Source organism: Marinobacter salinexigens, from assembly GCF_008370345.1.
GTDB lineage: Bacteria > Pseudomonadota > Gammaproteobacteria > Pseudomonadales > Oleiphilaceae > Marinobacter > Marinobacter salinexigens.
In genome coordinates this window covers 505,196-527,644 of record NZ_VTUU01000003.1, presented here as the reverse complement: position 1 = coordinate 527,644, position 22,449 = coordinate 505,196, and the positions used below count along the sequence as shown (strand labels likewise).

The following is a 22,449-nucleotide window of genomic DNA, read 5'->3' as shown; positions in this document are numbered from 1 at the left end:
CTGGCTGAAGCGCGAAAGATGGTCGATCAGTCCGTGCAAATCTATAACACGAGGCGACCTCATCTAGCGCTGAAATACAAAACGCCCGATGCGGTGCACCGGGCGTTTCAATAGAAATAGGTGTAAACCTATTTCAGGACTAGACACTCCTTCCGGTTTCCTGATCAGACGCTCACAGTCGCCTGACTGTTCTGGCGAAACCATTCGTCACGGCGACTCAGCAGTCGTCCGGCAGCCATATTGGCCCGGTCAATATACTCTGCCATGTCACCACTCAGGAGCATCTGGTTCTCGGCAACCACTTTCCCGGCCACCATGGTCATCTGCACGTCGCCACCCAACACAGAATGAACGAGATTGTAGTGCAGATTCTGGAGCGGACCGGATGCAATGAACGGCGTCATCCGGGCCGTATCCGCCCGCACAGCGATAACATCGGCCTGTTTGCCCGGCTCAAGCGAGCCGATCTGGCTGTCCATCCCCAGGGCACGGGCGCCTTCGATGGTCGCCGCCCGGAGCACATCCCAGGTTGGCCAGGCCGCCGCGTCCATCTTGCGCAGTTTTGCCAGCAGGGAAGCGAATTTCATTTCCTCGAACATATCGAGGTTGTTGTTCTCTTTTTCGCCGTCCGTGCCGATACCGACGGCTATCCCGGCTTCGATCATCGTTTCCACCGGCGCAGAGCCACTCGCCAGTTTCATGTTGCTGCAAGGATTATGGGCAACGCCGACGTTGTAGTCCGCCAGCGTGCGGATTTCATCGTCATCAATCCATACGCAGTGGGCCAGCAGCACCCGTTCTGGCGACAACAAACCCAGTTTTTCCAATACCCGGACAGGCTTGATTCCGTGGAGCCTGAGGGCGTCCGGTGTTTCACTCTGGCTCTCATTCGAATGGGTGTGCAAGCCAGTCTGGAAGTGATTGCACAGCTCGACAGCCCTGCGACAGGCCGCCTCGGTTGCATAGGTCTGGTGCTCCAGCCCGACCCACACCTGGACCCGTCCGCCAGCACCGCCATGCCATTGGTTCAGCAGCTGTTCGTTATCATCCAGGGAATCAAAATAATCATGACCTTCTGCGTCTCCCACGTAGGGAACCATCACCACCCGGTTACCCAGGGATTCGGCCGCCCTGGCAGACCCTGCCATGTAACGCCACATATCCACTGATGTGGTCGTGCCGGCAAGCAGGCTCTCGGCATAACACAGCCACGAGGCCACTTCGGCTTCCTCTGGCTGAAGAACCCTGTGCATAGGATCAATATACTGCTGCAACCATTCCCACACGGGCAGCTCCTCGGCGGTCCCCCGAAGCAGGCCTGAATGGCTATGGGTATTGATCAGCCCCGGCATCAGCACGGCCCTGCCGTAGTCACGCACTTCGGCGTCCGGCGCCTGTTGGAGCAATTGCTCCTTCGGGCCGACCGCTTCAATGGTTTCCCCGCAAACCAGTACGGCGCCGTTCTGAATAACCGGGTTACCACTGCTCATCGGCAATGCCGCATCGGCACACAGCAGGGTCCGGTGTTGTCCGGTGACACTCGTCATCATTAGTCTCCTGAAAAGTCGTTATCGTTTCCTGCAGCGGCATCCTCACGGCAACAGGAATCTGTCAGTCGTTGAATGGCCCGGCTAAGCCCGCCGTACCCGGTACATCGGCACAGATTGCCGGCAATTGCCTCGCCCAGATCCGTCTCCTGTCCGGATCTCTGATGTCTTATGCCTGACACCAGCGATACCGCAAAACCCGGGGTACAATAGCCACATTGCAAGGCGCTTTCCCGGGCCAGGGCATCCCGGACGACCAGAAAGTCCTGATCGTCCTGCAACCCCTCCACTGTCTCCACCTGGCGACCAGCCAACTGCCAGGTCATGACCAGGCAGGCTGGCACCGCCTCACCATCCAGCAACACCGTACAGGCGCCACAACGGCCAATACGGCAACCCGGTCGCGCCGATGTAAGCCTGGCGGTATCCCGAAGAAGATCCAGCAAAGTACCTGCCCCGGACACCGGGCAAGCTATGGTTTCGCCATTCAGTTTGAACGAGATGGTGTCATTCATTGGCTGCTCTCCCTGGCTTCCATTTCCGCCAGCAGGTCGCCCGGAGACACCGGCAAGCGATTCACCCGAACGCCGGTGGCAGCCTCAATAGCCGCGGTTATGGCCGGAGCCACCGCCTCGATACCCAGCTCACCTACTCCACGGACCGGGAAGGGGTCGTCGTCCGCCGTGTCGTCCAGAACGTCCACACGCTGCGTTGGAGCATCCTGGAAGGTCGGGATCAGATACTGATCCAGATTGTCTGCCTGATAACACCCGTCCTGCATTGGCATGTCCTCGGTCAGCGCCATACCCAGCCCCATGACCGCAGCGCCTTCGATCTGGCCAAGATAGCCCGCAGGATAAATAACCTTCCCGGCGGCGGTGATATGGTGCAGGTCAACGACTTTCACCCTCCCGCTGAGCCGGTCAACTTCGACCCTGGCCACGGTGGCAATCAGTAACTGGAGATAACGCCCAACGGGCTGGCCCTGATCCGGTGCCACCGGAAAGTCCAGGTCCGCGTCTACAACCAGATCACCGGCAACCGTGTTTCCGGCAAGTTCCCGGTAATCCAGTACTTTCTCCTGCCGATAGAAAATGCCTCCCGGCCCGGGGCTCAATGCCTCCTGGGCCAATCCGGTCAGTTCCGATGCGCGCTGGCAAAGAGCCGCTTTCAGCTGCGGTAGCGCGCGGGAGAGTACACTGTGGACCAGCACCGAACTCCGGGATGCACTGGTTGGCCCGGAATCCGGTCCTTTCGAGCGTCCCAGTACCACGTTTACATCGTCGGGATGGCACTCGAGCCCCTGACACACCATTCGGCTGATCGCATCGCTGATGTTCTGACCATAATCGGCAAAGCCAAATTCAATACGAAACCGGCCTTCGGACGTCAGGCAGATCCGCCCTCCACCACTGTCTGGCAACCCGTCGCCCAGCCCATTGCCCTGGCTACCCATGGCCATGCCTGTGCCCTGGAGCCAGCGGCCTCCGACATCTTCCTGCCAACGCCACAACGGCGAGGCCGCCGCCAGCCCCAGCACTTCTGCCGGTGAGGCCGTCCAGCGCACTCGTTGGTCCCGGCTCCCCGTGTCTCCAAGACTGCGCAAATTCGTTCTGCGGAAGTCCTGCGGGCACATACCCAGCTTTTCCGCCAGAGCATCCATCTGGGACTCCACGGCAAAGGTGGCCTGATTACCGCCAAACCCCCGGAAGGCACCACATAGTCCGTTGTTGGTGTACACCAACCGCCCGAAAACCCGGTAGGCTTCGATCCGGTATAGGGGAGCCGTCGCATGATCAAGAAAGTTCTCCAGCACCGCAGGCCCAAGGCTGGCGTAGGCACCGGTATCCAGTACCGCCTCCACCTGGTGGGCCAGAATCCTGCCTTCAGCGTCACAGCCCGTGGTCATCCTCACGGAAACCGGATGGCGCTTTATTCCCGCCAGACAGGATTCAAACCGATCAAGATGGATCATCACCGGGCGCCCGGTTTTCAGGGCAAGGATGCCCGCCGCTGGCTGAATCGTCAGTTCGTCTTTGCCTCCGAAAGCTCCCCCGGTCGCCATCGCTTCGACGGTGACCTTTTCGGTTTCCAGGCCCAGGATATCCGCCAGTTGTTCCACGTCCCGATGACCGGACTGGCACCCCACCCGGAAGGTCATACCACCATCCGCATCCGGGATGGCGACGCCGCCCTCGGTTTCCATAAAGGCGTGCATTTGCCGGGGTGTACGGTATTCGTTTTCAACAATGAAAGAGCAGCGGGCAAAGGCCGCTTCAAGATCGCCACGATCCAGCACTTCCTGCGCAATCAGGTTGCCGCCGTCATGGAGCGGAGGCTGCCGATCTGCCGTCACCGCTTCAGTGACCGGGGGCAGCGGCTCGTATTCAACGTCAATCGCGGCCATGGCCGCACGGGCTTCGGCCCGGGAATCCGCAGCAACAGCGGCGATGGCATCGCCCTCAAAACGGACTCTCTCCTCACAAAATACCGGCTGATCCCGGACTACAATACCGAACCGGTTCAGGCCGGGAACGTCTTCCGCGGTAACAACGGCGTGCACCCCCGGCATGGTCAGCGCCCGAGAGACATCCACCCGAATCAGCCTAGCGTGGGCATGGGCACTCCGAAGGATTGCACCGTGCAGCAGCCCCGGCGTATCGAGCAGGTCGGTGGGATAATCCAGTTGACCATCGATCCGACGATACAGATCCTTTGCCGGCCCGTGTTCCGGCTCCGTTGCCATTGCCAGGGTGCCAACCCGGTCCGGTGTCTCAGTCGCCATCGCTCAATTCCTCATGCTGATGAACCAGCACCCTGCGGATTGCCAGGCGCAACCGGGCATCGTGCCACCCCAGGCCTTCCAGCTCCGCATCAAGGGCCTGGTACCAGTCTGCGGTGGTGGTGGACGAAGCCGCCCCGTCATTCAGTGCGGCTTCGCTGATTTCAAGCCGGCCGGGCCCGCCTTCACCACACACCGCCATACGGAACCGGTTTCCGTCATAGACACAGGCAATCGTGGCACGAGTGGGGCTGAACCGTTCCCGATGTCCGAGTTTCTCAACTGCGACACGCCAGCGCCGACAGTCCGGAATAACCAAAGCGCTGATCAGATCCGTGGATTTCAAGTCCGGATAGCGCCAGACCAGCCGGTCTCCCCGAGGATCATCATCGCCAACGAGCTGAATCCGGGCATCCAGGGCAAAGGCCAGTGCCGTCAGGTCGCCACCGGCCATCAGGTTTCCACCCAGCGTACCCAGACGGCGCACACCTGGCCCGGCCAGCAGGTTCATCAGCCCGTTGCGGCCGGTCAGGCAGGGCAGATATTCCTTCATCAATGGATGATGAGACAAAGTATCGAGGGTGGTCAGCGCGCCGATGGTCAGGCCTTGATGGCTTTCCTGAAGCCCCCGAAAGCCCGGCCAGCGGGCATCCAGGGCAATAAAGAAGGGGGGCCAGTTCCGGCCCCGTTCACAAGACGGTTGCAACCAGGTGGCGCCGGCAACATAGGTTCCACCATGTTGCCGGGCCAGGGTAACCGCCTCGCGGGCAGAGTCCGGGCGTAGTACCCGGACCTCGGCCCTGTCGGTCATCACCGTTGCCATACTGTTGTTCAGTCCGCCGATACGCCGGAAACATCCGGGTATTTCGCCATGATGGCGTGAATGGCCTCAGTGCCAACAAACTCCGTTGTATAACCTTCGGTGGGGTCCACAGAGGCATCAACCAGACCGAGGCTCACCAGCTGGTCATAGCTTTCCTTCCAGCGTTCATCCGTCATGATGCCGATGCCATCGGTCAGAGCCTCGCCAGACAACAGGATGCCACGCTCGTCCATTTCACGAAGCGAGTGGGCCAGTTGATCCGGCCCCTGATTTTCATTGAGCTCATGGATGTATTCGTTCGTGGCGCTCGGGTCTTCAAGGTACTGGTACCAGCCCTCAATGGTCGCTTCCACAAACTTGCGAGCCACTTCAGGGCGCTCTTCCAGGGTCTTCCGGGTCGTGACGATCATCGTGGAGTAGGACTTCCAGCCATGATCCGACAGCAGGAACACGTTGGGATCGATACCTGCTTCCTTCACGACAAAGGTTTCTGAGGTCACGTAGGCCTGCTGGATAACTTCCGGATCAGCAATGAAGGGACCCATCTGGAACGTGTAGGGACGCACCTGCTCATCGGTGTAACCGTAGGTCTGCTTCAGCCACGGCCAGAAAGACTGGTGAGCATCCTGCGACAACAGGATCGGCTTGCCCTTCAGGTCTTCCAGGCTGTCATTACCCACACCCGGATGAGTCATGATGATCTGCGGATCTTTCTGGTAGAAAGCCGCCAGAGCCACAAGGGGCAGGCCTTCTTCGATGGCATTGAGGATCTGGCCGCTGGAATGCAGCATCACGAAATCGGCGCGGCCACCCAGCAACAGCTGGATATTGTTAACCTGGGGACCTCCGGGCTTCATGTCAACGTCCAGGCCATAGTCCTCATAGGTGCCCTGGGAGTCCGCGTAATACCAACCGCCGTGCTCAGCCTGCGGGAACCAGTTGGTGCGGAACGACACCTTCTCAAGCTCAGCGGACAACGCCGGAGCAGATACCGCAGACATCACCAGGCCTGCAGCCATGGCCAGTCCGGACAGCAAGCTGGCTCGTTTCACTACACCGTTCTTTATCCCATGTACATCGGACACTTTCTTGCACGTCATACACTCTCTCCTCACAAAAGGTCACATGGGTACGTGAGCGCTCGGGCTCAGGCCCCGGTTTCTAAGTTCCCTGTTGTTTTTATTGGAGGGTGGTCTTCTGGCATTGGCGACGATCAAGAACGCTCAGCCGGTCGGCATCACTGGCTTGATTGGGGTGTCCAGGGTCACTTCGTCACAGTTGTTACCCTGGCCCTGGCGGTCTACCACCAGGTAGTCGGAGTCTGGTTTCAATGGCAGCAAGGGTGCGTGCCAGGTACCGGCCCGGTAATTGACGCCCTGATCTCCCCGAACGAGGAAGACCCTGACAGCGGATTCATCAAACTCGCCCGGCGGAGCCACCACCGCAAGGAAGGCTCCGTCGTTTATCGCTACAAAGGCCTGGCTGCCAAGGGGGTGGCGCTCCATCAATGTGATCTCAAGAGGCTCCAGCGGCTGTCCCCGAAAAATGGAAAGAATACCCCGAAGCCCCTCGGCCTCTCCCAACAGCTCCACGGCTGCCAGGGCATGAAATCGTTCGGTTCGGCCCTGATTGATGGGAAAGGAATCGGCACCCCGGGCATCGATCACCTCCCCGAACGGCGCAAACGCCTCCCGCGTCAGCGGCTCAGCCACCAGGTTCCGCGGCCCGGTCATGACACCGGCTTCCCGAACAGGCGAACACGACTGACACCACCATCCGGAATGATGTTGAACCGGATATGGGTAATTGCTCCGAGGTCTTTCAACGCGGTGAACTGGTGAATGCTGTCAGCCGTCAGCGGCTGCGCATCCATCAGCGTGTGCCAGAACATACTCTGTGTAATCAGCGACTGGGCTGTAGCGGCTCCTTCCTCCACACAGGCCGCCTGAACAGAGCAGGCTCCCGGAAAGTTACCCTTGAAGTGCGCGGTATCCACTTCGAGGCGTTCAGCTATGCCCTTATGGCCCAGCGCAAGGATGCACCAGTCGTTGCCAGGCTCTCTCCGCCGGCGGGTTTCCCAGCCATCGCCCATGTTGATACCGCGACCCGGCCGCAGCAGTTTGCGGGGTTCGCCATAATGAGCGTCGCTCCAGGCCACCTGATCGCCACCGTGTTCAAGGGCCAGCAGGTTCAGGCTTTCGCTGCCAGAGAGCGTGTTCCAGTCGCAGAAGGGTTTACCGTATACCCGCAGACGCGCCAGCCCGCCATCCGGGTAGATATGCAGGCGCAGGTGCGTCCACGGCTGGCCGGATTCAATGGCACAGAAACAGTGGTCGTTACCTTTCAGTTCGGTAGCCGGCACCAGTGGCTGCCACTGGCTGGCTTCATCCGGTTCGCCGTCCGGACAGAAGCAGGCCTCCAAGGCAGCTGCCGGAGGGAAGTTCCCGGTAAAAAAGCTGGTATCGAAATCCACCCCCATCAGGACACCCGGCATCGCGAGGCGGATGATGCACCAATCGTGGCCGGTGGTCCGGCGGCGACGAGTTTCCCAGCCGTCCATCCACTTACCATGATCGTCGTAACGATCCGGATAGAACATCGGCTGATCGGGATTCAGCATGCACTCCCTGGGAGCGAAAAACTCATCGGTTACCCAAGTCACTTCCGCCCCAAGGCTGCCATCCGCCAGGTTCAGCCCCAAACGGGTAAATTCAGGTCCCTCAACAACAGGGGCCACAAGGGCATCATTCATTTGGTTACTCCGGTATCAGTCGGGCTGGTATGGGTGGACCTGTTTCCAGTGGCGCGCTATGTCAATACGCCGGCACACCCACACCTGGTCGTGTTGCTGGATATGATCGAGAAAGCGCTGCAAGGCCCGGAATCGACCCGGGCGTCCCACGACCCGGCAATGCAGGCCAATGGACATCATCTTCGGGGACTCGGCACCTTCTTCGTAGAGAACGTCGAAGCTGTCTTTCAGGTACTGGAAGAACTGCTCTCCGGAATTGAATCCCTGGGGCGCGCAGAACTTCATATCGTTCGATTCGAGGGTATAGGGAACAACGAGATGGGGCTTTTTCTCTCCGTCACAGGTTTCTACGGTCGTCCAGAAAGGCAGGTCATCCCCGTAGTAATCACTGTCGTATTCCAGTCCGCCCTGCTCGACCACCAGGCGACGGGTATTGGGGCTGTCCCGACCGGTATACCACCCAAGGGGAGGCTGACCCGTCAGTTCGGTGTGCTGTTCAATGGCCAGCTCCATGAGGCGCCGCTCTTCGGATTCACTCATGTCCTGGTAGTGTATCCAGCGCTGGCCGTGGCAAGCGATCTCGTGGCCGTCTGCCACAAAGGCTTTCACCACATCCGGGTTACGGGCCAGAGCCATGGTGACACCGAAAATGGTCAGCGGCAGCTCTCGCTTGCGAAACTCTTTGAGGATACGCCATACGCCCGCGCGGGAGCCGTATTCGTACAGTGACTCCAGGCTCATGTGCCGGTCACGGTAGGCTTCAGCACCCACAATATCGGAGAGGAACGTTTCTGAATGCTCATCACCATGGAGCACGCAATTTTCCCCACCTTCCTCGTAATTCAGAACAAACTGGACGGCAACCCGTGCATTGTCGGGCCACTGGGCGTGGGGAGGATGTTCACCATACCCCACCATGTCTCTCGGGTAAGAGTTAGCGTCTGTCATTTCGGGCTCTCGAGGCCGCACCCCCGCAAGATCACATCGGTCAGGAAATCGGCCGCGTGGTCAAAATCACGCTGTTCATACTCGGCCTTGTTCTCGACCATCAGGATCTGAACCTGGAAGTCGGCATAATGTTGTGTAGATGACCAGATCAGGAAGATCAGTTGCACCGGGTCCACCGGCGCCATTCGTCCATCATCAATCCAGGTCTGGATCACTTCTGCCCGCCCCCGAACCCACTCCCGCATATTGGTACGCAGGTGGTCCATCAAAAACGGCGCGCCCTGGATGATTTCCATGGCAAACAACCGGGATGCCAGAGGAAACTGCCTCGACATCTCAACCTTGGTACGGATAAACGTGGCCAGCGCCTCAGCGGGATCGTCCTCCGGCCGGATTTCGGTGAAGACCTTGTTCCAGCGCCCCAGGATGTCGTCGAACATGGCGCTGTACATCTTCTTCTTGTTGCTGAAGTAGTAGAGCACGTTGGACTTCGGCAACCCTGCCCTTTCCGCGATATTCTGGATGGTCGCCCCTTTGTATCCGTTAGAGGCAAACTCTTCCTCTGCCGCTGCGAGAATCTTTTCCCTGTTCCGCTCGCGGATCCGGCCCGGTCGATACTTGCGGCCTTGAGCGCTCTCATCCACCGTTTCTTTTACCGGGTTTTCTGCAACTGAGTTGTTGGTCATTCGTGCCTCACTTGTTGTCCATTTGATCAGGAGTCCGACAGTATGATTCTGCCGGACTCCTGCGATGGATCAAAAGTGGAATTTCACCAGGGCGCTGACAGAGCTCTGATCGTCAATCAGGGTGTCACCCAGGCCGAACTTGTTGTTCCAGTACTGGTATTCAACACCAGCGTACAGAACGCCAGGCTCGCCCCAGAAGTTGCTCACGTCCAGCTTGATCTGCGGAGTGAACTGGAACTCGGATTTGTGGTCGTCTTCAGCGGTTGACCAGTCGATATAACCATCGATCAGGAACCGTGCCGGACCCACCTCAATCGGCGCACCCCAGGTAACGGTCAGCTGCAGATCGTCGCTAACCTGCTCGTTGTTTACATAGAGGAACGAGGTGTTGAAGTACATAAAGCCCGGAACATCCCAGGCCAGACCAAAACCCGTCAGGTAGTTGTTGACCTGAGTGCCGCCACCAAACTCGTATTGGCCGGCAAGTACCACATCCTTGATCGGGCCAAAGCTCATATCGGCGCCGGTCAGCCAACTGGTGCTGAGGTTGGGCGCGAATTCACCATAGACATTGTCAGTGCCTTCCACGTCGCCCTGACCCTGATCACGGTCAATGAAGAAGAACGTGCTGCCCCAGTTATGGGCGGTGGCGTTTTCGAAGGTGAAGTAAGTCGCTTCATACTCCATACCACCATTACCGCCAGCATCGAACTGCACGCCCTGATACTGATTACTCTGCAGGATGGAGATACTGGACGAGCCGAAGAACTTTTCGGCATGGGCTGCAGGAGCAAAGGAAGCTGCAGCAACACAGCCAGCGATCAGCGTTTTACGAAATGCATTCATGGTAATTCCTCTCTGGTTACTTTCTTTTTGAGTCATTGTTGGAGCACGTTGGTGTTTTTTATTAGCGTCCCGGCCGGTAGGGCTGGCCAAGGGAAAGGGGAGTATTCAAACGGGTTCGCGCCGGGTTCCAGGACAGCAGAACCAGCATCAGGATGGTGACCAGGTAAGGCAGCATTGCCAGCAGCTCGGTAGAGCTTTTCCAGCCCAGGCCCTGAAGCACCAGATGCAGGATGCTGGCAGCGCCAAACAGATATGCTCCCAGCAACACCCGCTCAGGACGCCAGGTGGCGAATACCACCAATGCAAGGGCGATCCAACCGCGACCGGCGGTCATGTTCTCGGTCCAGAGCGGGGTATAGGCGAGGGACAGATAGGCACCGGCCAGGCCCGCCATGCCGCCACCAAACGCCACCGCCAGGTAACGGACCACCAGTACTTTCAGGCCGTTTGCGTTGGCAGCTTCCGGTGATTCGCCCACAGCGCGCAACAGCAGCCCACCCCGGGTTTTACGCAGGAAGACAGCCACGCAGGCAAAGATGAGCAACGATAGGTAGACCAGCGGGTCCTGATCAAAAAAGACACGCCCAACAACCGGGATATCGCTGAGCAGTGGAATAGCAACACGGGTGAAGCCGTCAATAGACTGGCCTACAAACCCCGCGCCCAAAAAGGCGCTCAGCCCGGTGCCAAAAATGGTCAGAGCCAATCCGGCTGCGTACTGGTTCGCTGCCAGTGTTACCGCCATGAAAGCAAACAACAGCGACATTCCGATTCCGGCAAGAATAGCCGCAGCCAGCCCCACGACCAGGCTGCCACTTGAAAGCGCGGCCGCGAATCCTGCCACAGCGCCCATCAGCATCATCCCTTCCTGCCCCAGGTTGAGAACACCCGAGCGCTCACAGATCAGTTCGCCAAGAGCTACCAGTAACAGCGGGGTTCCTGCCACCACAGTCGCAGCCAGTATGTTGGTCAGAAGTTCCATTTCAAGCCTCCCCGTGAGCCGCCGTAACGGCGGCCTTGGTTGATTGGTGCGCTGACGGCTTCAGGCGTACGCGGTAGTGGATGAAGGCATCACAGGTAAGCAGATAGAACAGCAGCAGTCCCTGGAACAATCCGGTTACTGCCTTTGGCATGTTCATGGCGATTTGCAGCATTTCCCCGCCGATAAACGTCAGTGCCAACAGGGCGCTGGCGGCAACAATGCCCACCGCGTGCATACGGCCCAGAAACACCACGATGATGGCGGTATAGCCATACCCCGGAGAGACCTGGGGAACGAGTTGCCCGATCGGACCAGTCACTTCCGAAGCCCCCGCCAGTCCTGCGGTAGCACCCGCAATCAGGAACGCGAACCAGGTCAGGCGACGGGCTCCGAAACCGGCAAAAGCCGCTGCGCGATGATCCTGCCCCACCACATTCAACTGGAAACCAATGAAGCTGCGAGCAAACAGAACCCAGAGGGCAACTGCTGCCAGCAGGCCAAACGCCAGCCCAAGGTGCAGGCGGGTGCCCGGAATAAGCGCCGGGAGCAACGCGGAATCGGAAAACATGACGGACTGGGGAAAGCCGAAGCCGTATGGGTCTTTCAGGGGCCCATGAACCACATAGAGCAGGAGATTCAGTGCAATGTAGTTGAGCATGATGGTGGTCAGGATTTCATTGCAGTGCAGGTGGGTTTTCAACCCGGCCGCAATGGCGGCCCAGACCATCGCCCCGAGCACACCCGCAAGCAATACCACGGGCAGCACCCAGAAACCGGAGTTATCCACAAGCTGCACCGCCATTACGCTGGCACCGAGCGCACCGATCAGGAAGTGCCCCTCAGCGCCGATGTTCCAGAGCTTGGCCCGGTAACAGACCGTCAGGCCCGCCGCACAAAGCAGCAGAGGCGCCATTTTAAGCCCCAGCTCGGCCAGACCGATCAGGTCACTGATGGGGGTAATGAAGAAAAATTTCAGGCCATCCACCGGGTCCTTGCCCATCGCAAGGAACAACACGAAGCCAGTGATCACCGTCAGAACCAAAGCCAGTACCGGCGAGGCCCAGCGCATCAGGGTTGAATCAACAGGGCGCTTCTCAAGCAGCAGCATGAGCCACCTCCCCGGATTCGAATTCGCCAGCCATCCATTGCCCGAGCTGCTCGATACTCAGCTCAGCCGTTGGTGCAAGCGGCGACAGACGACCGTGACACAGCGCGCCCAGGCGATTACAGAGCTGGTACAGCTCATCAAGATCCTCAGAGATCAACACGATGGCCGCCCCCTCGTCCCGGAGCCGGACCAGAGCCTCATGGATAGCAACCGCAGACCCCACATCCACACCCCAGGTAGGGTGGGATGCCACCAGCAGCCGGGGATTTTGCAGGGCCTCACGGCCGATGATGTACTTTTGCAGGTTACCGCCTGACAAGCTGCCAGCGGCGCTGTTTTCTCCGGTACAACGAACCCCGAAACGGCGGATCACTTCCCGGGAAAATTCTCTGACTTTGCCGAAGCGAATCATTCCCCGCTCCACCAGCCCCTGGCCAGAAGCCGTCAGCAAGGCATTGTCCGCCAGCGACATCTCCGGCACAGCGCCTCGCCCCAGCCGCTCCTCAGGCACGATAGCCACGCCCAGCTTGCGGCGCTGATCCGGAGCCAGGCTTCCCAGATCCGTATCGGCAAAGCGCATCGAGCCCGAATCGGTCCGAATCTCGCCGGACAACGCCTTGAGCAGTTCGTCCTGGCCGTTGCCGGCCACCCCCGCGATACCCACAATCTCACCTTCCCTCAGGTTAAGACTGACCTGGTCAAGACTGGTACCAAACGGGTCATTGCTCTTCCAGTTCAGATTCCGCACATCCAGCAGGACATCACCAGGTTCTGCGGTGGAGACCTGTGTCGAAATCGGCGTATCGTCACCCACCATCATCCGCGCGATCTCTGCTGCAGACAGCTCAGCAGGCTGACAGTCGCCACTGACTCGGCCCTGGCGCAATACCGTGGCGTTGTGACAAAGGCTCCGCACTTCCTCCAGTTTGTGACTGATAAACAGGATGCTGCAGCCTTCCTTTGCAAGCTGCCTCAACGTGGAGAACAGTGCAGTCACCTCCTGAGGTGTCAGTACCGATGTCGGCTCATCAAGAATCAACAACGTAGTTTCCTGAATCAGGCAGCGCACAATTTCCACTCGTTGGCGTTCTCCGACCGACAGGGTGCTGACGTAGCGCCGTGGGTCCAGCGCCATGCCATAGCGCTCAGAAACCTCGCGGATCCGCTGATCAAGCGCACCGCGATCACGGGCTTCCTCCGGGGGAAGACTGAGGGCTATGTTCTCAGCCACAGTCAGCGTCTCGAACAGTGAGAAGTGCTGGAACACCATGCCAATGCCCATGCTTCGGGCCTGAGCGGGATTCTCCACACGCACCTCATGCCCATTCCAGAGCATCCGGCCTTCGTCCGGCTGCACCACACCGTAGATCACTTTCATCAGGGTGCTCTTGCCCGCGCCGTTCTCGCCCAGCAAAGCATGGATCTCTCCAGCCTCGACCGTGAGATCAATACCGTCGTTGGCCCGGCATCCCGGGTATTCCTTGACGATGTTTTCCAGTTTCAGGCGCAGCGCCGCAGTCATACAGAGTCTCATGTTCGTTCGATTCACCTGACTGGCCATTCCATAAGCTGACCAATCAATCAACATTTCAAGAGCGAGCAATATGCTTGCCAATAGTTAATAAACCCGAAAAAAACACGAAACCAACCAATTGGTCAGATTTTTGCAGAAACACCACCAGACACTGCGGAAAACCTGCCACCAAACGGCAGGAAGCACCTGAAAAACACTGTAAATAAAGCTCTGACGGAGAGAACCGTGATCGAATTCCTTCTGAACGGTCGAATAGAAAAAGTTGACCAGGTCGACCCAAATTTGAGCATCCTCGAATGGCTACGCACCAAAATGCGACTTACCGGCACCAAAGAGGGCTGCGCCTCTGGCGACTGTGGCGCCTGTACAGTCATCACGGGAACCGCTGACCAGAATGGCAGCATTCGCTATGAAGCCATTAACAGCTGCATCAGCCTGCTTGGCAGCCTGCACGGCAAAGAGCTGATCACCATTGAGGCCTTCCACGACAAACAGGCACACCCGGTTCAATCCAATATGATGGAGAAGCATGGCGCCCAATGCGGCTTCTGCACACCCGGCATCGTGATGTCACTGACAGCCCTCCATGCAAACAAGGAAGGCCGTCAGGATATTGAAGAACAGGTTATGGAAGCCCTGTCCGGAAACCTGTGCCGGTGCACCGGCTACCGCCCCATCATTGCGGCAGGTAAAGACGCCATGGTGGAAGAATGGACACCCGAGGCATCGCACCCGGCGGCCAGCTTGTGCGACACTAGCAGCAACCCCGGCCTGGAGGGCATTCACAAGGAAAGCATTTCCCTCTCTCTGGCAAACACCGCTCGTTACGATGCTCCGGTCAGCCTCGATGAATTGCGTTCTCTGCGCCGTGACTATCCCGATTCCAGGCTGGTAGCCGGCAGTACCGATCTTGCACTGGAAATCACCCAGCAACTGAAATCCCTGGAACACCTGATCAGCGTTGAGCGAGTGCCGGAACTGAAAGGCTGCACCCGCGACGGCGACGATCTGGTGATCGGAGCCGCCACCACCTACCGGAATCTCCGCGCCAGCCTCAGCGATCTCTGGCCCGCGTTTGACACTATGCTCGAACGTCTGGGATCACTGCAGATCCGGAATCGCGGAACGCTGGGTGGAAACATCGCCAACGCCTCCCCGATTGGAGACATGCCACCGCCACTGATCGCCCTTGGGGCCACTCTGGTACTCGACGGTCCGGATGGTGAGCGGCAGCTTCCCCTGGAATCCTTCTTCCATGACTACAAAAAGACCGACCTGAAACCAGGCGAGTTCATCCATTCGGTGCGGGTCCCCGCACCGAAAGACAATGAGCAGCTATACATCTTTAAGGTCTCCAAACGCATCGACGACGACATCTCTGCTGTACTCGGGGCGTTCCGCCTGACGATCGACAACGGCACAGTCAGCGATTGCCGACTGGCATTCGGCGGCATGGCGGCAACACCCGCCCGGGCCCTCAAAGCCGAAGCCGCACTTGTTGGCCAGCCCTGGAATGACGCCAGCGTAGCCAAGGCCATCGAGGCCCTCGCCAGCGACTTCACCCCACTGAGTGATGTTCGCGCGTCTGCCGGCTACCGCACGCAGGTGGCAGGCAACCTTCTTCGTCGTGCCCTCCTGGCCTCCAGTTCAAACACCAGCGAAAACCTGATGGTGACTGATTATGCGTAAGCTCCCCCTTAACACTCCCACTCCGGCCCACTCCGCCCGCGGCCTGGCCGGCCACAGCGTCAAACACGAAAGCGCGTGGAAGCACGTCAGCGGTCAGGCCCGGTACATTGATGACCTGCCGATGCCCGAAGGCCTGCTGCATGCAGCTGTCGGTCACAGCGAGCAGGCCCACGCCCGCATCTTGTCAATGGACCTGAGCGCGGTCCGGGAATACCCCGGTGTTGTCGCCGTCGTTACCGCCAGCGATGTCCCCGGTGATATCGATATCGGGCCGGTTCTGCCCGGCGACCCGGTTCTGGCTGACGGCGTTGTAGAACACATCGGCCAACCGATCTTCGCCGTCGCCGCCACCTCCCATGAAGCAGCCCGCAAGGCTGCGCGACTGGCGCGGGTCGACTATGAGCCACTGGATGCCGTGGTTTCCGTTGACCAGGCACTGGAAAAAGAACTGTTTGTACGACCAAGCCAGACCCAGCTAAGGGGCGAACCGGACAAAGCCCTGGCCGAAGCACCCAACCGCCTCAGCGGCCAGCAGTTTGTAGGGGGTCAGGAGCATTTTTACCTGGAAAGCCAGGCCTGCCTGGTAGAGCCCACCGAAGACGGTGGCATGTTCGTTCATACCTCCACCCAGAACCCCACTGAAGTCCAGAAGCTGGTGGCGGAAGTGCTGGGACTGCCGATCCACGAAGTGCATACCGAGGTTCGGCGCATGGGTGGCGGTTTCGGGGGCAAGGAAACCCAGGCCGCAGCCCCCGCCTGTATCGCCGCCCTGCTGGCCAATGTTACCCGGCGCCCGGTGAAGTACCGTCTGTCCCGCCCGGACGACATGGTACAAACCGGCAAGCGTCATGACTTCTTCAACACCTATGACATTGGCTTTGACGACGACGGCCTGATTCACGGCGCCGATCTGATGGTTGCTGGCCGTTGCGGCTACTCACCGGATCTGTCAGACGCCATCGTCGACCGTGCCATGTTCCACGCAGACAACGCCTACTATCTGGATCAGGCCCGGGTCACTGGCCACCGTTGCAAGACCCACACCGTATCCAACACCGCCTTCCGCGGTTTCGGTGGCCCTCAGGGCATGATGGTGATTGAGCAGGCGATGGACGACATCGCCCGCCATCTGGGCAAAGATCCGCTGGATATCCGCAAACTCAACCTTTACCGTCCGGGGCGCGATACCACCCACTACGACCAGACCATCGAGCAACACGTACTGCCGGAGCTGCTCGAAAAGCTCGAGGCCAGCTCAGACTATCGCAAACGCCGGGAAGAGATCGCCGAGTTCAATGGCAGCAACCCGGTTCTCAAGCGCGGCCTGGCGCTTACACCGGTGAAATTCGGCATTTCCTTTACCGCCAAGCACCTGAACCAGGCCGGCGCGCTGGTGCACATCTATACCGATGGCAGCATCCAGGTGAACCACGGCGGTACCGAGATGGGCCAGGGTCTCTACGTTAAAGTCGCCCAGGTCGTGGCTTCCGCCTTCCAGGTGGATCTGGACCGGGTCAAGGTCTCGGCCACCCGCACCGACAAGATCGCCAACACGTCGCCGACGGCAGCCTCATCCGGTTCCGACCTGAACGGGATGGCTGCGCTGGATGCCTGCGAAAAGATCATGGAAGGGATGATCGAGTTTGCCGCCCGGCACTGGTCGACGTCCCCGGACAAGGTCTCCTTCTCGGACAATCAGGTGATCGTTGGCGATCAGGTCATCCCCTGGCAGACCTTCGTACAGACCGCCTACCTGAACCGTATTCCGCTCTGGTCGTCAGGCTTCTATGCCACGCCGAAGATCCACTACGATGCGGAAACCGGGAAAGGGCACCCATTCCTGTATTACTCCAACGGCGCCGGCTGTTCCGAAGTGGTTATCGACACCCTGACTGGCGAATACCGGGTGCTTCGCACCGACATCCTGTTTGATGTCGGCCGCTCGCTGAACCCGGAGATCGATATTGGCCAGATCGAAGGTGGCTTTGTTCAGGGCATGGGCTGGCTGACCACCGAAGAACTGGTGTACAGCGACGAAGGCCGGCTCCTGACCACAGGCCCGGCTACCTACAAGATTCCGGCCGTGTCTGACTGCCCACCAGACCTGCGGGTGGAACTGCTGCCAAACAGCCCGAACCGCGAAGCCACCATCTTCCACTCCAAGGCCGTAGGCGAACCCCCTCTGATGCTGGGCATCGCCGTCTGGAGCGCACTGAGAGATGCGGTATCCAGCATCACCGATTACCGCTTCAGTGCACCGCTGGATACCCCGGCAACACCGGAGCGGGTTCTGGGCTCGGTCAACGCCAGCCAAGCCTGGCTGGCCGGGCAAAAGGAGAGCGCGTAATGGAGCGTCGACTGAACTGGTACCAGGCCGTTGGCCATTGCGAGGACAAAGGTGAGCCGTATGTGCTGGTGACGGTACTGGGCGTCACCGGATCGGTGCCACGGGAGCCGGCCACCAAAATGGTGGTCACCGGCGAACACAGCTACGACACCATCGGTGGTGGCCACCTGGAATACCGTATTTGCCAGCAGGCCCGGGAACGCCTGGCAAATCAGGACTACACCAGTGAAATCGCCCACTTCCCTCTCGGCGCCAGCCTCGGCCAGTGCTGCGGCGGAAGCGTGTCGGTACTGGTGGAGGCCCATCCCGGATGTGAGCAGGAGCTGGTTATCTTTGGCGCAGGTCACGTCGCCAAAGCGCTGGTCACCATACTCGGCGACCTGCCCTGGCGTATCACCTGGGTCGATGAGCGTGCAGAGCAATTTCCTGCCAGCATGCCCGCCAACGTCCGCCCCCATCTCACCGATGACCCCGTGGGCGACGCACCGGCTCTCTGTTCCGGAAAACAGGTACTGATCCTGACCCACAACCATCAACTGGACTTTGATCTTTGCCGCACCCTGCTAACCAGCGATGACTGCTCGGGCATTGGCCTGATCGGCTCCGACACCAAGGCGGAGCGCTTCAGAAAACGCCTGGAACATCGCGGCTTCGCAGTGGATGCCATTGACAGTATCCGCTGTCCGGTCGGTCGCTCCGATATTCCGGGCAAACGCCCCATGGAAGTGGCGGTATCCATCAGCGCAGAACTTCTGAGCCTTGCCGGGGAGAATACCCGGGCGGTCCCGATCCGCCGCGGACTGGACTGGAAGGAACTCAAGGGGCTGATCAAGAACCCAGAAACCGGAGACATGCTCGAATGACACTGGAAACCATCAACAATCTGGCTCCGGATATGGCCGAAGCCCGCTTCCGGGACTGTTGCGCAGCAGAACCCTGGATTCAGGGCATGCTGTTGGGGATGCCCTATGCCGACCAGGAGGCCCTGATCGGCCAAAGCCGTTCACTGTGGCCAACCCTCACTGAGCAGGACTGGCTCCAGGCCTTTGAAGCCCACCCCAAAATCGGGGATGTCGACAGCCTGCGAGCGAAATACGCCAGCACCAAAGCCCTGGCCAGCGGCGAACAGTCTGGTGCCAGTGATGCATCCGAAGACATCCTGCAACGTCTGAAGGCCGGCAACGATGCCTACGCTGAAAAATTCGGTTTTATCTTCATTGTCTGCGCTACCGGCAAGTCTGCGCAGGAAATGCTCGACCTGCTGGAATCCCGACTGCCAAACAGCCGTGCCGAAGAACTGGAAAACGCAGCCCGAGAGCAGGCAAAGATCACCGAGTTGCGTCTGGAGAAACTGCTATGACCTCAAAAAGCCCTGTGACCACCCACATTCTGGATCTTGGTAGCGGTACGCCCGCCGCTGGTGTCGCCGTCGCGCTGTATCGGGTGGATGACCAGCAGGAAACCTGCATCGCCCGGGGAACCACCGACAGCGATGGACGGATCATGAACTGGTTTGATGATGCCGTCGAAGCCGGCCACTACCGCATCCGGTTCGCCACTGGCGACTGGTACCAGGCCGCCGGCCTGGAGACTTTCTTCCCGGAAGTGTGTCTGGATTTCCGGATCACCGACCCGGGCTCCCACTATCACGTTCCTCTGCTGCTGAACCAGTGGGGGTTCTCAACCTACCGGGGGAGCTGATGACCACCGTTAACGACACAATACTGCTAGAAGACTGCGAGGTTCATCGCGGCGCACTGCTGCATTTCCTGGACGACCCCGGCAATGATCCCGATCCCAGGCAGGGCAGCATGGCGTTCATTGAAGACGGCCTGCTCATCACTCATCAGGGCAAAATACTCGCCACCGGACCGGCCAGCGAATGGCTACCCCGCCTGCCGTCAGGCACCGCAGTTACCCGGTGGCAGGACGGACTTATCGTGCCCGGCTTCATCGACACCCACGTGCATATGCCGCAACTCGGAGTCATGGCGAGCTACGGTACGCAACTGCTGGACTGGCTGGAAACCTATACCTTCCCCCATGAAGCTCGCTTCAGCGATGTTGATTGGGCCCGGACCGAGGCATCCCGTTTCACCGACCTGCTGCTGCGCCACGGAACAACCTCCGCTCTGGTGTTCTGCACTTCTCACCCCCAGTCCGTTGATTCGCTGTTTGAAGCGGCGGAAGAGCGCAGCATGGGGCTGACTGCCGGCAAGGTCATGATGGACCGGTACGCCCCCGATGATCTGATGGACACGGCCCGGGGTAGTTACAACGACAGCCTCGCACTGCTGGAAAAATGGCATCGCCGGGGCCGGCAGCGGTACGCCATCACGCCCCGGTTCGCCGCCACTTCGACACCTGAGCAACTGGCACTGGCAGGGCGGCTCGCCCAGGAGCACCCGGACGTCATGGTCCAGACCCACTGGGCCGAGAACACCGGTGAAATCGACTGGATCCGGGAATTATTCCCGGAGCGGAGCAGCTATCTGGATGTCTACGATCATTACGGCCTGCTCGGTGACCACACCGTGCTGGCTCATGGCATTCACATTAACCATGGCGATCGGAAACGACTGGCAGAGACTGGCAGCCGCATCGCATTCTGCCCCACCTCCAACACCTTCCTCGGCAGCGGCCTGTTCGATTTTCGCAACGCCCGGGAAGCCGGCGTGACCGTTGGGCTGGCATCGGACGTTGGCGGCGGCACCAGCCTCTCCATGCTGACCACCATGGCGGAGGCCTACAAAGTCTGCCGCCTCCGGGGGCAGACCATGACTCCCTGGCAGGCCTTCTATCTGGCAACGCTGGGTAATGCCAGGGTTCTCCATCAGGACGACCAGATCGGCAACTTCAAACCCGGCAAGCATGCAGACTTTGTGGTACTCGACCAAAACGCATCACCACTGCTGGAGATGAAATCGGCCTACACCACCACCCTGATGGAAGCCCTGTTCAATCTGATGATCCTCGGCGATGACCGGGCCGTGGCGGCGACCATCGTTGCAGGCAATATTCGTTATCAGCGATCTGCTAGCTCCGCGCCAGACACCTCATCCCAACCTCTAACCCACAAGCAAGGAGCCTGATCCATGGAAGCATACCTCAGCGAGTGGCTCGCCCTACTAGTCCGCTGGTTTCATGTGATTGCCGGCGTTGCCTGGATTGGCGCTTCGTTCTATTTCATCTGGCTGGACAACCATCTCCGGGAACCGCCGGAATGGAAGAAGAAAGATGGCATCAAAGGGGACCTCTGGGCCATCCACGGTGGCGGTATCTATGAAGTGGCCAAATACCAGCTGGCGCCCAAGAAAATGCCCCGGGAACTGCACTGGTTCAAGTGGGAAGCCTACTCAACCCTGCTCAGCGGCCTGTCTCTGCTGTGCATCGTGTACTACCTGAACTCTCCCGGTTACCTGATTGATCCGACCAAGGCTGACCTCAGCCCTGGAATGGCCGCGCTTATCGGCCTGGGTACGGTAGCGGTTGTACTGGCGCTCTACGAGGCACTGATCAGAAGCCCCCTGGCCAATAACGGCAAGCTCTTTGGGCTGGTGCTGTTCGGCATACTGCTGTTCGTGGACTGGGGGCTGTTCCAGGTATTTTCAGGCCGGGGTGCCTACATCCATGTGGGTGCGGTGATCGGCACTATCATGGTCGCCAACGTGTTCCTCGGGATCGTCCCGTCACAGCGGGCACTGGTAAACGCCATTGAAGAAGGCCGTGAGCCGGATGCACGGGTCGCCCGCCTGGCCGACTTGTCGAAACTGCGCTCCACCCACAATAACTACCTCACGCTGCCGATCATCATCATCATGATCAGCAACCACTACCCGATGCTTTACGGCAACGCCCATGGCTGGGCCGTTCTGGCGGCTGTTTGTTTTATTGCCGCGTTCGCCCGGCACTACTTCAACCTGAAGCACCGGGACATCAATAAACCCGGGATTCTGGTGATGGCTGCCCTGATGACAGCGGTGCTGATCTGGGCCATAGCACCGGAACCGATCGTAAGCCCCGTGTCCGCCAGCCATACCGTCAGCGACGAAACCGTAACCGCCCTGGTAGGCACTCACTGCCTGGCCTGCCATTCCGCCAAACCAAGCCATCCGGCCTTCCAGGCTCCGCCTGCCGGTATTCGCCTGGATGAGCTATCGCTCCTGGCAAGCCATCGGGACAAGGTGCTTCAGGCAGCGGTCAACTCCCACTACATGCCACTGGGTAACGTGACCGGGATGACGGAGGAGGAGCGCCAGCAGTTGGGGCAGTGGTTACAGGCAAAGCCTTGAGCGGCTGAATTTCCTCAACAAAGCTTCGCCAGCGAAATCGCCTCCCGAATTGGGGGGCCTTTTGCACGTGTCGTTGAGCGGGTGGGTGACCAAAGGTACCCCTTTGGTCGCAA

21 protein-coding genes are annotated in these 22,449 nt (G+C 59.4%); 8 read left to right on the top strand and 13 right to left on the bottom strand.

What is annotated here, in order from left to right:
- A partial coding sequence (locus FWJ25_RS09660) for an integrase core domain-containing protein (RefSeq protein ID WP_149600047.1) occupies window positions 1-114 on the top strand: 114 nt, incomplete at its 5' end.
- A gap of 50 nt (window positions 115-164) precedes the next feature.
- Here FWJ25_RS09660 and FWJ25_RS09655 read toward each other — a convergent pair.
- The 13 genes from FWJ25_RS09655 to FWJ25_RS09595 form a co-directional block, all read right to left on the bottom strand.
- Window positions 165-1,550, bottom strand: a complete 1,386-nt coding sequence (locus FWJ25_RS09655) for an amidohydrolase family protein (protein WP_246166739.1) — start codon at window positions 1,548-1,550, stop codon at window positions 165-167.
- The gene (locus FWJ25_RS09650; RefSeq protein WP_149600045.1) at window positions 1,550-2,062 is read right to left on the bottom strand and encodes a (2Fe-2S)-binding protein; all 513 of its coding nucleotides are present in this window, start codon (window positions 2,060-2,062) and stop codon (window positions 1,550-1,552) included. The genes FWJ25_RS09655 and FWJ25_RS09650 overlap by 1 nt, the downstream gene beginning before the upstream one ends.
- Window positions 2,059-4,332 carry a xanthine dehydrogenase family protein molybdopterin-binding subunit gene (locus FWJ25_RS09645; protein WP_149600044.1) on the bottom strand — a complete coding sequence of 758 codons (2,274 nt, stop codon included), beginning with the start codon at window positions 4,330-4,332 and terminating at the stop codon, window positions 2,059-2,061. Before FWJ25_RS09645 ends, FWJ25_RS09650 begins: the two co-directional genes overlap by 4 nt.
- Window positions 4,322-5,152, bottom strand: coding sequence for an FAD binding domain-containing protein (locus FWJ25_RS09640; RefSeq protein ID WP_149600043.1), 831 nt, complete (start codon window positions 5,150-5,152; stop codon window positions 4,322-4,324). Before FWJ25_RS09640 ends, FWJ25_RS09645 begins: the two co-directional genes overlap by 11 nt.
- 8 nt (window positions 5,153-5,160) lie before the next feature.
- Entirely contained in the window at window positions 5,161-6,252 is a 1,092-nt protein-coding gene (locus FWJ25_RS09635) for an ABC transporter substrate-binding protein (RefSeq protein WP_149600042.1), read from the bottom strand.
- Between the two features lie 123 nt (window positions 6,253-6,375).
- A complete protein-coding gene (locus FWJ25_RS09630; protein ID WP_149600041.1) occupies window positions 6,376-6,885 on the bottom strand; it encodes an ureidoglycolate lyase in 510 nt (169 codons plus the stop codon).
- Window positions 6,882-7,904, bottom strand: a complete 1,023-nt coding sequence (gene alc / locus FWJ25_RS09625; RefSeq protein WP_149600040.1) for an allantoicase — start codon at window positions 7,902-7,904, stop codon at window positions 6,882-6,884. Before alc ends, FWJ25_RS09630 begins: the two co-directional genes overlap by 4 nt.
- Window positions 7,905-7,919: 15 nt before the next feature.
- Entirely contained in the window at window positions 7,920-8,852 is a 933-nt protein-coding gene (gene puuE / locus FWJ25_RS09620; RefSeq protein ID WP_149600039.1) for an allantoinase PuuE, read from the bottom strand.
- On the bottom strand, window positions 8,849-9,538 hold the full coding sequence (locus tag FWJ25_RS09615) for a TetR/AcrR family transcriptional regulator (RefSeq protein WP_149600038.1): 690 nt from the start codon (window positions 9,536-9,538) through the stop codon (window positions 8,849-8,851). The genes puuE and FWJ25_RS09615 overlap by 4 nt, the downstream gene beginning before the upstream one ends.
- A 69-nt stretch (window positions 9,539-9,607) precedes the next feature.
- Window positions 9,608-10,384, bottom strand: a complete 777-nt coding sequence (locus FWJ25_RS09610; protein ID WP_149600037.1) for an outer membrane protein OmpK — start codon at window positions 10,382-10,384, stop codon at window positions 9,608-9,610.
- 61 nt (window positions 10,385-10,445) lie between these two features.
- Window positions 10,446-11,366, bottom strand: a complete 921-nt coding sequence (locus FWJ25_RS09605; protein WP_149600036.1) for an ABC transporter permease — start codon at window positions 11,364-11,366, stop codon at window positions 10,446-10,448.
- A gap of 1 nt (window position 11,367) precedes the next feature.
- Entirely contained in the window at window positions 11,368-12,474 is a 1,107-nt protein-coding gene (locus tag FWJ25_RS09600) for an ABC transporter permease (protein WP_149600035.1), read from the bottom strand.
- Entirely contained in the window at window positions 12,461-13,996 is a 1,536-nt protein-coding gene (locus FWJ25_RS09595) for an ABC transporter ATP-binding protein (RefSeq protein ID WP_149600034.1), read from the bottom strand. The genes FWJ25_RS09600 and FWJ25_RS09595 overlap by 14 nt, the downstream gene beginning before the upstream one ends.
- A gap of 237 nt (window positions 13,997-14,233) precedes the next feature.
- Here FWJ25_RS09595 and xdhA point away from each other — a divergent pair, with 237 nt between their 5' ends.
- Genes xdhA through FWJ25_RS09560 form a run of 7 tightly spaced genes read left to right on the top strand, consistent with a single transcriptional unit; the run spans window position 14,234 to window position 22,336 of the window.
- Complete coding sequence (gene xdhA, locus FWJ25_RS09590; RefSeq protein ID WP_149600033.1) at window positions 14,234-15,697, top strand: xanthine dehydrogenase small subunit; 1,464 nt, start codon at window positions 14,234-14,236, stop codon at window positions 15,695-15,697.
- Window positions 15,690-18,044 (top strand): xanthine dehydrogenase molybdopterin binding subunit, encoded by a 2,355-nt coding sequence (xdhB, locus tag FWJ25_RS09585; protein WP_149600032.1) that lies wholly within the window; start codon window positions 15,690-15,692, stop codon window positions 18,042-18,044. Before xdhA ends, xdhB begins: the two co-directional genes overlap by 8 nt.
- Window positions 18,044-18,907 carry a xanthine dehydrogenase accessory protein XdhC gene (xdhC, locus tag FWJ25_RS09580; RefSeq protein WP_149600031.1) on the top strand — a complete coding sequence of 288 codons (864 nt, stop codon included), beginning with the start codon at window positions 18,044-18,046 and terminating at the stop codon, window positions 18,905-18,907. Before xdhB ends, xdhC begins: the two co-directional genes overlap by 1 nt.
- The gene (gene uraD, locus FWJ25_RS09575; protein ID WP_149600030.1) at window positions 18,904-19,404 is read left to right on the top strand and encodes a 2-oxo-4-hydroxy-4-carboxy-5-ureidoimidazoline decarboxylase; all 501 of its coding nucleotides are present in this window, start codon (window positions 18,904-18,906) and stop codon (window positions 19,402-19,404) included. Before xdhC ends, uraD begins: the two co-directional genes overlap by 4 nt.
- Window positions 19,401-19,745, top strand: coding sequence for a hydroxyisourate hydrolase (uraH, locus tag FWJ25_RS09570; RefSeq protein ID WP_149600029.1), 345 nt, complete (start codon window positions 19,401-19,403; stop codon window positions 19,743-19,745). The genes uraD and uraH overlap by 4 nt, the downstream gene beginning before the upstream one ends.
- The gene (gene guaD / locus FWJ25_RS09565) at window positions 19,745-21,136 is read left to right on the top strand and encodes a guanine deaminase (RefSeq protein WP_149600028.1); all 1,392 of its coding nucleotides are present in this window, start codon (window positions 19,745-19,747) and stop codon (window positions 21,134-21,136) included. The genes uraH and guaD overlap by 1 nt, the downstream gene beginning before the upstream one ends.
- A 3-nt stretch (window positions 21,137-21,139) precedes the next feature.
- Window positions 21,140-22,336, top strand: coding sequence for a urate hydroxylase PuuD (locus tag FWJ25_RS09560; protein WP_149600027.1), 1,197 nt, complete (start codon window positions 21,140-21,142; stop codon window positions 22,334-22,336).
- Window positions 22,337-22,449: the final 113 nt, after the last annotated feature.

Excerpts from the sequence above, each read along its gene's own strand:
- FWJ25_RS09655 (WP_246166739.1), bottom strand. The coding sequence starts at position 1,550 with ATGATGACGAGTGTCACCGGACAACACCGGACCCTGCTGTGTGCCGAT.
- FWJ25_RS09650 (WP_149600045.1), bottom strand. The coding sequence starts at position 2,062 with ATGAATGACACCATCTCGTTCAAACTGAATGGCGAAACCATAGCTTGC.
- FWJ25_RS09645 (WP_149600044.1), bottom strand. The coding sequence starts at position 4,332 with ATGGCGACTGAGACACCGGACCGGGTTGGCACCCTGGCAATGGCAACG.
- FWJ25_RS09640 (WP_149600043.1), bottom strand. The coding sequence starts at position 5,152 with ATGGCAACGGTGATGACCGACAGGGCCGAGGTCCGGGTACTACGCCCG.
- FWJ25_RS09635 (WP_149600042.1), bottom strand. The coding sequence starts at position 6,252 with ATGACGTGCAAGAAAGTGTCCGATGTACATGGGATAAAGAACGGTGTA.
- FWJ25_RS09630 (WP_149600041.1), bottom strand. The coding sequence starts at position 6,885 with ATGACCGGGCCGCGGAACCTGGTGGCTGAGCCGCTGACGCGGGAGGCG.
- alc (WP_149600040.1), bottom strand. The coding sequence starts at position 7,904 with ATGAATGATGCCCTTGTGGCCCCTGTTGTTGAGGGACCTGAATTTACC.
- puuE (WP_149600039.1), bottom strand. The coding sequence starts at position 8,852 with ATGACAGACGCTAACTCTTACCCGAGAGACATGGTGGGGTATGGTGAA.
- FWJ25_RS09615 (WP_149600038.1), bottom strand. The coding sequence starts at position 9,538 with ATGACCAACAACTCAGTTGCAGAAAACCCGGTAAAAGAAACGGTGGAT.
- FWJ25_RS09610 (WP_149600037.1), bottom strand. The coding sequence starts at position 10,384 with ATGAATGCATTTCGTAAAACGCTGATCGCTGGCTGTGTTGCTGCAGCT.
- FWJ25_RS09605 (WP_149600036.1), bottom strand. The coding sequence starts at position 11,366 with ATGGAACTTCTGACCAACATACTGGCTGCGACTGTGGTGGCAGGAACC.
- FWJ25_RS09600 (WP_149600035.1), bottom strand. The coding sequence starts at position 12,474 with ATGCTGCTGCTTGAGAAGCGCCCTGTTGATTCAACCCTGATGCGCTGG.
- FWJ25_RS09595 (WP_149600034.1), bottom strand. The coding sequence starts at position 13,996 with ATGACTGCGGCGCTGCGCCTGAAACTGGAAAACATCGTCAAGGAATAC.
- xdhB (WP_149600032.1), top strand. The coding sequence starts at position 15,690 with ATGCGTAAGCTCCCCCTTAACACTCCCACTCCGGCCCACTCCGCCCGC.
- xdhC (WP_149600031.1), top strand. The coding sequence starts at position 18,044 with ATGGAGCGTCGACTGAACTGGTACCAGGCCGTTGGCCATTGCGAGGAC.
- uraD (WP_149600030.1), top strand. The coding sequence starts at position 18,904 with ATGACACTGGAAACCATCAACAATCTGGCTCCGGATATGGCCGAAGCC.
- uraH (WP_149600029.1), top strand. The coding sequence starts at position 19,401 with ATGACCTCAAAAAGCCCTGTGACCACCCACATTCTGGATCTTGGTAGC.
- guaD (WP_149600028.1), top strand. The coding sequence starts at position 19,745 with ATGACCACCGTTAACGACACAATACTGCTAGAAGACTGCGAGGTTCAT.
- FWJ25_RS09560 (WP_149600027.1), top strand. The coding sequence starts at position 21,140 with ATGGAAGCATACCTCAGCGAGTGGCTCGCCCTACTAGTCCGCTGGTTT.